We start from the raw sequence: 13,817 nt of genomic DNA, 5'->3' as shown, positions 1-13,817 counted from the left end.
GAAACTGCCAATTTACTGGTGTTACGCTTAAAAGATATGCGATCTACAAGAAAACCTAATTTATTGAAACTATTCATATTTTCGAGCGTTTGCGGAGTAGCAATTTACTCTCTTGTCGGCTTCACTAAAGCCAGCACTCCAGAAGCCCAAGCCGAAAAACAACTTCAATCCCAGATCGAACAGCGTTCTCAAATTGCAAAAGCATTGAACGACAAGATCAAAAACAACGAATTGCCTTCTAAGATGAATGTGCAATGGGATGGTCACGACGAACAGTTCGCGGTCAACTACACGATCGATTCGTCTCTACAACAAGAAGCAGATCGCCTATTGAAATCCTACAAACCTGACTACGGCGCGATCTTTATGATCGATGCCACTACTGGCGAAGTGTTGGCGATGTCGAGTTTCCAACGCGACAACCCAACTGGAAACAACTTGAACCTGCAAGCGACTTTCCCGGCCGCTTCGGTTTTCAAAGTTGTGACAGCGACAGCTGCAGTTGATAAAGCCGGTGTCGAACCTTCCCACAAAATCCACTACAATGGTGGAGCATATACTCTATACAAAAAGAATGTTTTATCGGACCGCGTAACTCGTTGGACGAATGTGATTTCGTTGAAAGACGCTTTCGCCCGTTCGATCAATACAGCGTTCGGTCGTTTGAGTATCGAAAATCTTCACCCCGAAGATTTGAACGAGTACTCGAACCGTTTCATGTTCAATCAAGAGATCGCTGCTGACTTCCCCGTGGATATGGGCGTTGCCTACATCCCACCGGGTAAAGGTTTTGAAATGGCTGAAGCAGCTTCTGGTTACAACAAAATGAATCGCATGAGCCCTGTTCAAGGTGCGATGATCGCGGCTTCGGTTGCGAACGATGGTAAAGTCGTTGTTCCTTACATCGTAAATTCGATGCAAGACAAAGAAGGCAAAACAGTTTACCAAGGTCAAACTATGCACAAAGGCGAGACGATGTCTAAAGAGTCCGCTTTGAAAGTGCGTGAGTTGATGGAACAAACAGTTATCGCAGGGACATCTCGCCGTTCTTTCCGTCCGATCACAAAAGATCGCAAGTTTAAAGAAATCGAAATGGGCGGTAAGACAGGTCACTTGACTGGCGACAACCCTAAAGGGCGCGTTGATTGGTTCGTAGGTTACGCTCTGGAAGAAAACAGAAAGATCGCAGTCGCTGCGATCACTGTGAACAAGAAGTTCTGGACAGTTAAATCCGCGCACTTGGGTCAAAGCATGTTTAAAAAATACTTTGCTCCAGTGATCGCCGCTCAACAAGCAAAACGCAGCATCACCTCCGTAGAAAACTAGGTACGGCCTTACTTTCTCCACAAAATAAAAAAGGCAGGATCATCTCCTGCCTTTTTTATTTGGAGATAGTGTGTCCGCCTACTCGTCTTTTTTCTTTTCTTGATGAGTGATTTCGATTGGTGTGACGTCCAAGACTTCGACGTTCGTGAGTTCGCGCTCTTGGGGAGGCTCTTCGTTCATGTCTCTGAAGCCTGAGCCGTCATTGCGGAATTCGTAGTATTTAAAACCACCCGGGCCACCACCAGCTTGGGGACCACCGCCACCCATGCTGCCCATACCACCAAAGCCACCGAAACCAAAGGGACCGCCACCGCCGAAGTTAAAGACGCGCGCAGTCCCACTGGCCATCTTTTTCGCCATGTAAAGTTTAAATCTCCACACGATCAAATGACGGAAACCCGGAAGCAAAAGGAAAATACCCGCGATGCGAGTGAATGCAGACGGAACCAGGAAACATAAACCAGAAATGAAAACCGCGCCTGAATGCAAAAGCTTATTCGCTGGCAACTGCCCGCGGGACACAGTGCTTTGCAAACTCATCATGGCCATACGGCCCACAGTGTTCACGATCAAAATTCCCAGCAGGCATGGCACAAAGTAAATCAACATGGTGTTGAAGAATCCTGCGATACGCACAACCGAAAAGAAAATAATAATTTCAGCAAGCACCCAGGGCAGAGGAACTACGAACATATAACGTCCTTTTTAAAATTCCAAAGTTGCAACCACGGGGCAGTGGTCAGAACCTTCAACTTGATCCAAGATATCTGCAGAAACCAAATGTTTTTCAAGACCGCGCGAAATACAGATGTAGTCAATGCGCCAGCCACTGTTTCTGTCGCGAGCAAAGTCATAATAAGACCACCAGGAATAACGATGCTCTTCGTTCGGTTTAAAGTAACGAAACGTATCGATGAAACCCAAATCCAGGAACGAATCAAACCAGGCACGCTCTTCAGGCAAAAAGCCGCTGACTTTGCTTAAACGAATAGGATCAAAGACATCAATATCATCGCGAGCCACGTTATAGTCACCCACGACGACAATCTGTTTGCCAGTCGCCAGTTTTTCTTTCAGATGCTCGTTCAAATCTTTCAAAAACTGCTGTTTAAAGCCATGGCGTTCATCCCCCGAACCACCGTTTGGAAAATAAATATTGTACAGATCAAAATGCGGATGCTCAGTGATGACAATACGACCTTCAGAATCATAGGCTTGAATCCCAATTCCATGTTTCACATCTTTGGGTTCATTGATCAAAAAAGTTGCGACTCCTGAATATCCTTTTTTAACCGCAGAAGACCAGTAAGCATGGGGACGGTGCAACTGACGCGCCTCCACCTCAACTTGATCGATGTGAGCTTTGGTCTCTTGAACACAAAAGATATCTGGATTTTCACGCTTCACGAAATCCACCAAGCCCTTCTTATGGCAGGCACGGATCCCATTCACATTCCAAGAGATGATTTTCACAGTTTCTCCTTGTTTTTCACTCACAAACCGCTATCTATGAATGCAGGCAGTTTTAGCAGGAGTTAAGGTGAGCTTAAAGACAAAATTCATCGCGCAACTTAAAAAATCTTTCCCGGGGCTCAATACAGAGCAGCTGGAGGGTCTTGTTGCCGAGAACTTGCTTTCGCCCTTCCATGTTGAACTTCCCAAGTCGGTTTTAGAACAGGCGCAACAAATCGTTTCCACGTTCTTTACCTTGCGCGAAAAGGACTCCTACAAAAGCCACTACCGCGATCTTGCAGCACTTAAGGGCTTCAAAGATCCCGGCAATAAATCGATCATGATGAGCTATGATTTTCACCTGGATGAAAATCAGCAGTTAAAGTTGATCGAAGTAAATACCAATGCCTCCTTTCTGGCATTGGGTCATGAGATGTATAAAACTTTGGAGCTCCCCCTGCCCGTTTCTGATTTCACCTGGGATGAAGTTCGCAGTGACATTTTGAATGAAATGAAATTGCAGGGACAATCTGTAGGCACGGGACCCATGCGCGTAGCCATTACGGATGAAAAACCTTCCGAGCAAAGATTGTTTGCTGAGTTTCTGGTCTATAACGAACTATTCAAGTCCTGGGGTTGGGATTCGCGCATTGTGGATTATCGCGAGATCTTTAACAATTTTGATCCGCAGTTTATTTACAATCGCTACACGGATTTCTTTTTATCAGAAGAATCCAGTCAGGTTTTAAAAGACAAATTTGTCAGCGGCGACGTGTGTCTATCACCAAATCCTTACGAGTATCTGCTTCTTGCGGATAAGCAGCGTTTGATTGAATGGAGCCAACCTGGTTTCCTTGAGGCCCACGGCATGACAGCAGAGCAAATTCAAATTCTGCGAAATGCGGTGCCGGTATCCTATGATCTGACAACGACCAATGCCGATGAAATCTGGTCCATGCGTAAAAAACTATTCTTTAAACCCAAGAATGCCTATGGCTCGAAACAAAGCTATCGTGGGCACTCCATGTCTCGTAAAGCCTTCGAAGATCTTTTGTCGAGCGCGACGATTGCCATGGAATACGTTCCCGCTCCGGAAATTCCGTTTGAAACCCCTGAGGGCTCTCAGAACTTCAAATACGATCTTCGCTGTTACGCATATCAGGGACGCCTGCAGATGGTACTAGCTCGTCTTTACCAGGGCCAAGTCACTAATTTGCGCACCCCGTACGGCGGATTTGCCGGCGCTGTCTTCAAATAGGCTCCCACCTTGTGTCTCCCCAGGGAGTCTCACCCTTAGACACTCTGCTGGCCAATTCCAATAAACCAAACTTTAGTTTTGGACTAAGGACTTTTCTGTCTAGTCCAGTAGGACTTTTACTCTTTTTAGGGCTTAATATTTAAGTAAGGCTAGTAGGGCCTTTTTCTAGTGTGTCTCATTTTCCGCAAGGAGTGTGGAAGTACATGACGGTTAAGCACAATGGCGCTAAAAAGTTAGCTCAGGAAAGTTTCTATTCCTCATTTGATCAACTCAATGGTGTGCATCCGTGGATGGAAGCAGTTCAAGACGGCTTCATCGCTTATCGAGTTCGCCAACTAAATACGGGAAAAATCGCCTACTTCAATTTCATCCTCGCAAAAGAAATGGGTTTGATTCCCCCTGATCATCCGGAAACGATGACAGATGAATTGGAAGATAAACTGATCGAGACATTTTCTATTCAAATCATTAACGAATACGATGAGCTGAACAGCCGCCGTATCGATCCTTCAACGATCCGTCCTCATAAATACATGGCCACTCGCTATCTGCAATTGCAACACGCCAACAAGCAGGGAAAAACTTCTGGTGATGGTCGAGGTATTTGGAACGGAACGGTTTATAACCGCGGAATGACCTGGGATGTTTCCAGTCGCGGGACGGGTGTGACTCGCTTATCACCGGGATCTGTGCAAGCTCAACGTCCCCTGAAAACCGGTGGAACTGAGTTTGGCTATGGTTGCGGACTGGCGGAAATTGATGAGCTCTTTGGCGCTTCGATCTTAGCTGAAGTGATGCACTTGCAAGGCATCCGTACTGAACGTGTTCTATGCATCGTCGACCTGGGTAAAGGTTATGGGATCGGTGTTCGTGCCGCTCCAAACTTGATCCGCCCTGCTCATTTATTCCTTTATTTAAAACAAGAACGCATTCAAGAACTCAAAGCTGCAACGGACTATTTTATTGATCGTCAGGTTGCCAACAAAGCATGGCCGATCAAAGCCCGCGGTAATGCCAAGTATGATGAGCTTTTATCTTGTGTCTGCACTGCTTTTGCAGAGTTCACAGCACAACTTGATACAGATTATATCTTTGCATGGCTTGATTGGGACGGCGATAACGTCCTGGCCGATGCAGGGATTATCGATTACGGCAGTGTTCGCCAATTCGGCATTCGTCACGATAAATATCGCTACGATGACGTTGAAAGATTCTCGACAAATTTGAATGAGCAAAAATCAAAGGCGCGTCTGATCGTGCAGGTTTTTGCACAAATGGTGGATTACTTGCAAACAGGTCGCAAAAAATCATTGCGTGCTTTTGCAAATCACGCGGTTATCGAACAGTTTAACAAGCAATTTGATAAATGCCGCGCGAATCGTATTCTGTATCGCATGGGATTTAATGAAACCCAACGTGAAAACATTCTGGCTCAAAAAGGCCTGTTCGAAAAATACGACAAAGAGTTTTCTTACTTTGAAAGAGCTAAAATCAGCGGAACGACTGAAAAAGTGGCAGATGGTGTCAACCATGCGGCTTTATTCAACGTGCGCAATATTATGCGCGAGTATCCGCACCATTTGGCAAAGAGTCCTATGCCATTTGAAAAACGCTTTATGTTGGATAGCGAATTCTTTAAGCAAATTCTTTCCAGCTTTGCGAAAACCCGTGACGCACGCTTAAGTGAAAAACATCGTCGTCATATTCAGGCGTTCCAGGCGGCATATCGCGAACTGGTAACGGTCGCTGCGGGCAAAAACAAACCAGAACAAATCCTAAAAGGCATCTGCGACAGAGCAGAAGTTTTGAATTCAGACAAACGCATCACGGGAAATGCCTTGATTGAAATGGTGGATGCGATTATCAATGAGAAGAAGCGCGGACTCTCAATGACTCAAATTCAACGAATCATTGACCGTCTGGTTTTTGAAAACAGTGGAGTTCCTGAAACCCCTGTCAGCCGTTTTTACAAAGAAAAAGAAAAAACTGCGGCAGTGAAGATGGATCTTTACGCAAAACTTCTCAGTCTTGTAGAAGAAAACAAAGAAAGCATCTAAGTATGACAGCAAAGTTTATTGTCTTGGCGTTGACAGCAGGTCTGTTCACTCTTTCCGGCTGCGCTCTAAGCAAAGGCACGATCAAGGACTCTCCACGTCTTGAATCTTCCAACATCACTATTCCACCAATGAGCAAATTAAATCCAAAAGCGATGTCTTTGAACATCCTGGACAACCGCGCTCCTGAGTTCAGACAGTATTCTGCTGAAATCAAAGCTGAGATCACTCGCGCGCTAACATTGGCCTTGGGACGTCAAAATATCGAACTTAAAGCTGGCGCACCCAATGCTCTGACTTTAACGATTCAAGATTATAAAACTGCAGAATTCCAAGAAGGTTGCGTGCAATTGGTGGGAAGCTTGGACATCCCTAAAAAAGGCAAAGCCAATGCTTCAGCATACAGCTGCATGGAGTTTAAATCATTCGGCAGAAAAGTCGGCGCAGACATCGGCGCCGCTTACGAAAACGCTTTGACAGAAGTTTTCAAAGGCATCAACTCGGGAATGGAACAAATCCCTTAAAAAGAAAAGGGCTCTTAACGAGCCCTTTTTAATTAATTTTTAGCTAATGACGACAATTGAGAACGGACCCATTTTCTAATCACGGGATACTCTTCGACTTCCAGGGTGTGTTTCTTTTCCATCTCCACCCATTCCACTTTAAGTCCCGCAGATTTCAATTTCTCAACACCATACTTAGTTTCTGGCAAAGGCAAAATATCATCCGCATGACCGTGGGTGAACATCCAAGGCGTTTTCTTAGAATCCACCGCCAAGTTGTTTTTCCAGCGAGGATAGAAGTTAAAGTATCCGCTGATACCGACCACACCACCCAATTGTTTTGGATAGTTCAATCCGATATCGGCACTGATCAGGCAGCCTTGAGAAAAACCAAAAAAGAAAATGTTTTGGCTCTTCCATCCCTGATTTTCCAGTTCATTCAACAGAGTGAAAAGCTTTTCGCGGATTTTCAGAACACCGTTTGCTTGATACGGAGGTTCGCCGTACCACGTATATCCCGTCATAAATTTGCGAGGAGCATTCAACAACAGGTAGTTCATTTCCGGGATGTTTAATTCCTCATCAAACTGACGAAAGGGACGAATGCTATCGCCGCGACCATGCAAAACGATCATCAGATATTCAGACTTCTTTTTGGCAGGAATAAACTTATGCTTAAACAAATCAGTAGTAATCATTAATTCACCCCAGCAATCGCTTTAGAACAGAACAAAATCTGACGGGCTTTCTTTAACTGAACGTCTTCGTTCACCGCACCGTCTTCTGTATCCAAGCAGTCCTTGCTGGAAATGAGATTTTTCAACGAACGCACATGGCGCTCCGGAGCCATCAATGGATTCACGAATTGATCTTCTTCACGATCCACAGAAATCTGATCAAAGTTCACGGCCACATCAGGAGACAAGCCCTTCATTTGTGGCGAACGACCCGATGGCAGGTAATAAAATCCTTTAGTTTCAAACAAAGCGATTTTTTTATTTTGAGTCCAGTACTCGCCCTCTTGGAAAGAACCCTTCCCGAAGGTTCTTTCACCCACCAAAATCGCACGATTCAAATCGCGCAAAGCCCCGGCCACGATCTCTGCCGCACTGGCTGATCCGGCGTTAATCAGGACAGCCACGGGTTTATCAAAAACCTTAGGCTCCCCACCGAAATACTCTTCTGCTTTTTTAGAAGGATCCAAATAACGAATGTCGAAGATCTTTTTATCGCCACCTACGAACAGGCTTGCGATACAAGCGGCTTCTTCCATTTGCCCGCCCGGATTATCACGCAAATCGAACAACAAACCACGCACGTGGGCTTTGTTCACGACGTCCAAGGCTTCCTTCATTTTATCGCAGGAACCTTTAGCAAATTTATTTAAACCAATCACCGCGATCGGTTTGATCCCCTCGATCACTTGAGTGGTTAGAGTAGAAATGACAATTTCCGTGCGCTCCAATTTTTTACGAATTGTTTCGCCATCGCGGGAAACCAGCAAGGATACTTTCGTACCTTCCTCGCCCTTTAACATTTCCATCACACGAGCTTGCAACAAGGGATGAACGGGCTTGCCATCAATTTCTAACAGAATATCGCCACGCTTAAGGCCAGCACGGTCGGCCGCACTGCCTGCCAATACTTTGCGGATCGCATAGTTGCCATTTAAGCGGCCAACTTGCACACCTGCCGTTGTCATTCTGTTATCTGCGCGGGAAACGACTTCTTTAAACATCGCCACTGGCATCAAATAAGTATGGGGATCACGGAATACAGAAATAAAGCCATTAAGGCCTACACCCACCATCAAAGATTTTTGTGCAGCTGAAATATGTTTCGCTTCAATCGTTTCCCAAACTTTGATGAACGAAAAGCGGGTTGCTTCAGCAGTGTTCTCGTTAAAGAACTGTTTCCAGACTGCGAGTTGCTTCTTTTCTGTGGAAAGATCCTGAATAAAGCCATCGTGAGCAGGTAGCACATTGCCTTTTTGATCGACGGTCACGTTGTAACGGTTGGCCACGGCGATAATAGCATTGGCACACGCCAGGAAATAGCGTTCAGAACTGGAGCATGTCGTGGAATCCAAAAGGTCTTCTAAGGCTCTTGGCTCTAGGCCCGTATCGGCCCAATAGCTATCAGTAGACTTCACTGCCGGGACGGTGGAAGCACGGTGATGACGCGTCCATAGAAGGCTCCCCCCAAGGACCGCCACACTCAATGATGCTAAGAAAAATCGACTTGAGCTCAATAACACCCCATGCCTCCCGACAGGTACGAATGGGATTCACCAAAGCAACGTCCATGCCGCCCCAGCTCCAATTGGTTGCATTTTACGGCTCTATTTTTGAACTATTTGCAGGTTTGGACAGAGCTTCCACAAGGGCTTTTTCTTGTGTATCCCAAAGGGGTGTAATAGGGTGAATTCACTATGATTATTGTAACTGGTGCAAACGGTTTTATTGGCAGCGTGATGGTATGGCAACTCAACGAAAAAGGGTTCTCTGATATCATCGCCGTGGATACGGTCGACCTTCAAAAACGCAACCTTCTTCGCAAGCGCGTTTACAGCAAATTTTTGAAGAAAGATGATCTGTGGTCTTTCCTTGAAACCGATGAGGCGAAAAAGAAAGTCACTTGGATCATCCACATGGGCGCTTGTTCTTCGACAACGGAAACCAACAAGGACTTCCTTTGGGAAAACAACACCAATTACACCCAACGCATTTTTGAATGGTGTACGAAAAACCAAAAAAGTATGATCTACGCTTCCAGCGCAGCAACTTATGGTGCGGGCGAGTTGGGTTTTGACGATACGACTGATCCTGAAAAACTAAAACCCTTGAACCTGTATGGCGAATCAAAAGTGTTGTTTGACCGTTGGGCTTTAAAGCAAACGCAAACTCCGACTCATTGGTACGGTCTTAAATTCTTTAATGTGTTCGGTCCCAATGAATACGAAAAAGAAGGCATGGCGAGCATCGTTTTCAAAGCGTACAACCAAATCAAACAAACCGGCGCTTTGGGATTATTTAAATCTGCAAACCCTGAATACAAAGATGGCGAATTCATGCGCGACTTCGTTTACGTCAAAGACGTAACGGGTTGGATGGCCGAGTTGATGGAGAAAAAACCAACTAACGGCATCTACAACATGGGTTTCGGCAAACCTCGTACCTGGTTGGATTTGGCAAAAGCCACCTTCACAGCGATGGGTAAAGAGATGAAAATAAACTGGATCGAAATGCCTGAAAATATCCGTGGCCAGTATCAATATTTCACCGAAGCGAAAACGGATAAGTGGAGCAAATCAGGAATGAGCGCTCCGAAATGGCCTTTGGAAAAAGCTGTGGATGATTACGTTAAGAATTACCTCAGCAAAGAAGACCCTTTGTTATAAGAAAGCAAATGTCATGGAGACGGACTTTTTACCACCGCATCTTAGAAAATACGTCGTTGAGCAGCACTATGAAAAGTACACTCCGATCGATCAATCTGTCTGGCGCTATATCCTGCGCCAGCTAAAATCCTATCTATCCAAACACGCCCACGAAAGTTACGTGGAAGGTTTAAGCAAGACAGGAATTTCCGTTGAGCGCATTCCTCGCATCGAAGAAATCAGCAACAAGCTGAAAGAGTTCGGCTGGAGAGCTTTGCCTGTCAGTGGATTTATTCCACCGGCAGCGTTTATGGAATTGCAGTCGTTGGGCGTTCTTCCTATCGCCTCTGACATGAGAAGCATCGACCACCTTCTATACACTCCCGCACCTGATATCGTTCACGAAGCAGCGGGACACGCGCCGATTTTGATTCAGCCAGAATTTGCTGAATACCTTCGTCAATATGCTCAGGTTGCGAAAAAAGCGATCCTTAGCAAAGAAGACCTCGATATGTACGAAGCGATTCGCGAACTTTCTGACTTAAAAGAGAATCCAGGATCCACCGCTGAACAAATCAAAGCGGCAGAGCTAAAACTTGAAACAGTCAGTAAAAATACCACACACGTTTCCGAAGCAGCCGAACTGGGTCGCATGAATTGGTGGACGGCAGAGTACGGTTTGATCGGAACTTTGGATAATCCAAAAATTTTCGGTGCAGGTTTACTTTCCAGCAAAGGTGAATCACAAGCTTGCCTCAAACCGAACGTAAAAAAGATTCCTCTGTCGGTTGAGTGTATCAAGCAGGGTTACGATATCACAGAACAGCAACCTCAATTGTTTGTGACTCCTGATTTTAAAACTTTGGTGCGCGTTTTGAATGAAATGGCTGATCAAATGGCTTTCCGCGTGGGCGGTCTGAAAGGTTTGAATAAAGCGATTGAAGCTCAGTCTGTGAATTCTGCAGAACTGTCTTCTGGTATTCAGATTTCTGGTCAAATCATTGAAGCAATCACGGACTCCGCACAAAACGTAGCTTACCTTCGCCTACAAGGACCGTCGCAACTTTCATTCAAAGACAAACAACTTCCAGGTCACGACAAGTCTTACCATGCGCATGGCTTTGGTACTCCGGTTGGATTTTTAAAAGACTACCCGGCAAAAGATCCATCCAATCTAACTCGCAGTGAATGGGCGGATATTGGTGTGGAGATTGGAAGTAAATCTCGCATGGAATTTGCGTCTGGTGTTTTCGTCACTGGAACCGTAAAAGGCATGACCGTTATTGAAGGCAAAACTCTATTGCTTTCATTGACCGATGCTAAGGCTGAATTTCAAGGCAGAATTTTGTTTGATCCTTCCTGGGGTCAGTACGATATGGCTTTGGGAGCTAAAGTAACTTCGGTCTTTGGCGGACCCGCCGACCGCGAGGCTTACGGGGAAACCGAAGACTTCGTCGCAAAACGTGTCCCAGCTCCCCATTACCAGCCGGAAGAGCTTAAACTGCACACTCAATACGGCCGCTTAAGAGAACTTCGTGAAAAGAATATCCAAGGCGCAGAGCTTGAAAAATCTTTGTCCGAACTTTTATCAAACCATGATAAGGACTTCCCACAAGATTGGTTGCTTCGCCTGGAGGCTTTGGAATTGACCAAAGCTCGTTTAAGCAACTCGGCTTTGCTGGCAAAACTTGAAAAGGATCTTCAAGGTTTGGCAGGCAAAGATGAAACTACTAAAAATCTTATCCACGACGGAATTGCTTTATCAGGAAATCTGTAAATGAAACGTCCCTTCGAAGTGCGCATTGTTTTAGTGCGCACGATTTATGAGAGAAACGTCGGCGCCACTTCTCGTGCTATGAGCAACATGGGCGTTGAAAAATTGATCATGATCGCACCTCAGTGCGAATTGACTTACGAAGCTCAACAGACAGCAGCCACAGGTCAGACAGGCCTGCAAAATCGCACGACTTACCAATCTTGGGATGAGTTCATGGCGAATGAGCCTGAAAGCATCAAAATTGCTTTCACTGCTCGTGATGGCAAAGGTCGCCAAGTTCGCGACATCGATGACGTTCTAGCTGACGTAAAAAGCAATGCTCCCCAATTTCAGCATGAATCCGATGAACCCTACACAGTTCACTTGATCTTCGGTCCCGAAGACTGGGGTTTGGCTGGCGAAGACCTGGAATTCGCAAACCACTGTGCCTGTTTGCCGACTTTTGGTGAAAACTGGAGTTTGAATCTGGCTCAGGCAACTTTGCTGGGCATGTTCTCTTTGCGCAAAGCATGGGGTGGCAACCGCACGAAACTTGATGGTGGTAAAAAACGCCGCGCCCCTCAAGGCATTCAAGGCATCGATCCCGAGCAAACGTTGAAAACATGGATCGAAGAAATGGGTTTTGATTTGAGCAAACAACGCAAGATCAATGCCTTCACCGTCCTTCGCCGTATGCTTTTACAAAACACACCGACAAAAAAAGAACTGGTCATCCTAGAAACCGTCCTCCAACAATCCATCCGCAAACTCCGCGAATGGAAAGAATTTAAAAACCGCGAACGCTAAAAGGTGCCAGGTCCTGTTTACGTGTGCACCGCTTCCCAAAAGGCCCCTGCGAACTCGCGTTTTTTGAAACAGATGGCGTTAGCTTTGCAAGAGTTCCGTTTGGAAATGAATGCTCAACAAAGTGATACTGCTAAGGTTGAGGCCATCAAAGCTAAAATCGAAAAGTACAAAGAGGATCAGGAAAAGATCTCGGAAGACGCTAAAGAGAAGGAAGAAATCAGCGAACTCAAGCTTCGCCAGCACGAACGCTTGGCAATGGCTGTGACGTTCTTTCAAGTGGCCATCGCGATCATAGCGATCGGCGTACTCACTCGCAAAAAATTCTTCTTTTATATGGGATCAAGTTCCGGATTGCTGGGATTGATTCTGAGAAAAGGTGCCAGGTCCTGTTTCTGGGAGCGCCGCTCCCGTAAACAGGACCTGGCACCTAAAAAAAAAAAGCGGGTTAAATACCCGCTTCTTCTTCCTGAATTTCGACTTCTTTGTCGCGTACGGCGCGAAGTTGTTCATCCAGTTTTTGGAGCGCGATTGCGAAGGCTTGACCCATGTCATTCAGTTCGTGAATGCGACCCATGGTTTCAGTTTCTTCCGCTCCGACCAGGCGTAAGCTTTCTAGCTTTGCCGAGTTTAAATCGATTTCTTTAGTTAATGTTTCAAGCTTTTGGTTGATGCGTTTTCTGTCTTCGATCAAGGCTTTCGTGATTTCACGAACCTGGTTCAGACTCAAAACATCCAATTTTCCATTTTCAAAAGCGCTTTTGGTTACTTCAGTGACTTCTTCGTCACCGTGGAAGGCTTCCCAAAATAAAGCCCACTCATTTTTTAGGGAACTTACCATCGACCTATTACTGTCATCACCCATATATCTAAAAATACTCCTGCGCCCTTAGGGCGACTTTGCAGGTTTAGGACCTTCAGGAATCAAGAAGTAGCAAAGCCCGTAAACCAAGATCGCAGCTCCGAAAGTGACGTACAAAAAGAGGAGAGCCGTGGTTCTTACCACGCCTACCTCGAGCGCGTATCTCTTAGCTATTCTAGCACAGACGCCTAGAACCTTTCTATCTAGAGCATAGTCCAGTCTGTCGACGCGCGGCAGCGCATACCATAGGGTGAAATATAAAAGCACCCCAGAGCCAAACCAAAGTATTGCAACCAACCAAATAACGCGCAGCATCCATGTTTCGATCTCAAAAGCCTGAGCCAGACCTTTGCAAACCCCGGCCAAGGCCCCATCAGAAGCTCGAACCCACCGATATTTAGAAGTCGGAACTCCGGCTGCCAT

The 13,817-nt window shown here is 45.8% G+C and carries 13 protein-coding genes and 1 pseudogene; 8 read left to right on the top strand and 6 right to left on the bottom strand.

All coding sequences use genetic code 11. From position 1 onward, the window contains the following. The first annotated feature begins 63 nt into the window (after nt 1–63). Complete coding sequence (locus tag ACLSU7_RS13875; protein ID WP_413292490.1) at nt 64–1,326, top strand: penicillin-binding transpeptidase domain-containing protein; 1,263 nt, start codon at nt 64–66, stop codon at nt 1,324–1,326. Nucleotides 1,327–1,404: 78 nt separating this feature from the next. Here ACLSU7_RS13875 and ACLSU7_RS13870 read toward each other — a convergent pair whose 3' ends face one another. Beyond that, the gene (locus ACLSU7_RS13870; RefSeq protein ID WP_413292489.1) at nt 1,405–2,019 is read right to left on the bottom strand and encodes an FxsA family protein; all 615 of its coding nucleotides are present in this window, start codon (nt 2,017–2,019) and stop codon (nt 1,405–1,407) included. A 12-nt stretch (nt 2,020–2,031) separates the two neighbouring features. Then, the gene (locus ACLSU7_RS13865) at nt 2,032–2,799 is read right to left on the bottom strand and encodes an exodeoxyribonuclease III (protein ID WP_413292488.1); all 768 of its coding nucleotides are present in this window, start codon (nt 2,797–2,799) and stop codon (nt 2,032–2,034) included. A 67-nt stretch (nt 2,800–2,866) separates the two neighbouring features. Here ACLSU7_RS13865 and ACLSU7_RS13860 point away from each other — a divergent pair, with 67 nt between their 5' ends. The 3 genes from ACLSU7_RS13860 (at nt 2,867) to ACLSU7_RS13850 (ending at nt 6,614) form a co-directional block, all read left to right on the top strand. Then, a complete protein-coding gene (locus tag ACLSU7_RS13860; protein WP_413292487.1) occupies nt 2,867–4,036 on the top strand; it encodes a hypothetical protein in 1,170 nt (389 codons plus the stop codon). A gap of 203 nt (nt 4,037–4,239) precedes the next feature. Then, entirely contained in the window at nt 4,240–6,093 is a 1,854-nt protein-coding gene (locus ACLSU7_RS13855) for a hypothetical protein (RefSeq protein ID WP_413292486.1), read from the top strand. A 2-nt stretch (nt 6,094–6,095) separates the two neighbouring features. After that, on the top strand, nt 6,096–6,614 hold the full coding sequence (locus tag ACLSU7_RS13850) for a hypothetical protein (RefSeq protein WP_413292485.1): 519 nt from the start codon (nt 6,096–6,098) through the stop codon (nt 6,612–6,614). Nucleotides 6,615–6,646: 32 nt separating this feature from the next. On the opposite strand, the gene ACLSU7_RS13845 is transcribed toward ACLSU7_RS13850, so the two are convergent. Further along, a complete protein-coding gene (locus ACLSU7_RS13845; RefSeq protein WP_413292484.1) occupies nt 6,647–7,291 on the bottom strand; it encodes an alpha/beta hydrolase in 645 nt (214 codons plus the stop codon). Next, nucleotides 7,291–8,745 (bottom strand): S41 family peptidase, encoded by a 1,455-nt coding sequence (locus ACLSU7_RS13840; protein WP_413292483.1) that lies wholly within the window; start codon nt 8,743–8,745, stop codon nt 7,291–7,293. The genes ACLSU7_RS13845 and ACLSU7_RS13840 overlap by 1 nt, the downstream gene beginning before the upstream one ends. A gap of 279 nt (nt 8,746–9,024) precedes the next feature. On the opposite strand from ACLSU7_RS13840, the gene rfaD reads away from it, so the two are divergent. From rfaD to ACLSU7_RS13820, 4 genes and pseudogenes are all read left to right on the top strand, one after another. Continuing rightward, nucleotides 9,025–9,993, top strand: coding sequence for an ADP-glyceromanno-heptose 6-epimerase (rfaD, locus tag ACLSU7_RS13835; RefSeq protein WP_413292482.1), 969 nt, complete (start codon nt 9,025–9,027; stop codon nt 9,991–9,993). Further along, entirely contained in the window at nt 9,947–11,749 is a 1,803-nt protein-coding gene (locus ACLSU7_RS13830) for an aromatic amino acid hydroxylase (RefSeq protein WP_413292481.1), read from the top strand. Before rfaD ends, ACLSU7_RS13830 begins: the two co-directional genes overlap by 47 nt. After that, a complete protein-coding gene (locus tag ACLSU7_RS13825) occupies nt 11,750–12,535 on the top strand; it encodes an RNA methyltransferase (RefSeq protein WP_413292480.1) in 786 nt (261 codons plus the stop codon). Nucleotides 12,536–12,607: 72 nt separating this feature from the next. After that, nucleotides 12,608–12,844, top strand: a pseudogene (locus ACLSU7_RS13820) (DUF4337 family protein); the annotation flags it as partial. A gap of 136 nt (nt 12,845–12,980) precedes the next feature. Here ACLSU7_RS13820 and ACLSU7_RS13815 read toward each other — a convergent pair. Beyond that, nucleotides 12,981–13,373 (bottom strand): hypothetical protein, encoded by a 393-nt coding sequence (locus ACLSU7_RS13815; RefSeq protein ID WP_413292479.1) that lies wholly within the window; start codon nt 13,371–13,373, stop codon nt 12,981–12,983. Nucleotides 13,374–13,421: 48 nt separating this feature from the next. After that, nucleotides 13,422–13,817 carry a PspC domain-containing protein gene (locus ACLSU7_RS13810; RefSeq protein WP_413295421.1) on the bottom strand — a complete coding sequence of 132 codons (396 nt, stop codon included), beginning with the start codon at nt 13,815–13,817 and terminating at the stop codon, nt 13,422–13,424.

The organism is Bdellovibrio sp. HCB185ZH, assembly GCF_047302455.1.
In the GTDB taxonomy this organism is placed as follows: Bacteria; Bdellovibrionota; Bdellovibrionia; order Bdellovibrionales; family Bdellovibrionaceae; genus Bdellovibrio.
This window is presented reverse-complemented; position numbering and strand designations above follow the sequence as displayed.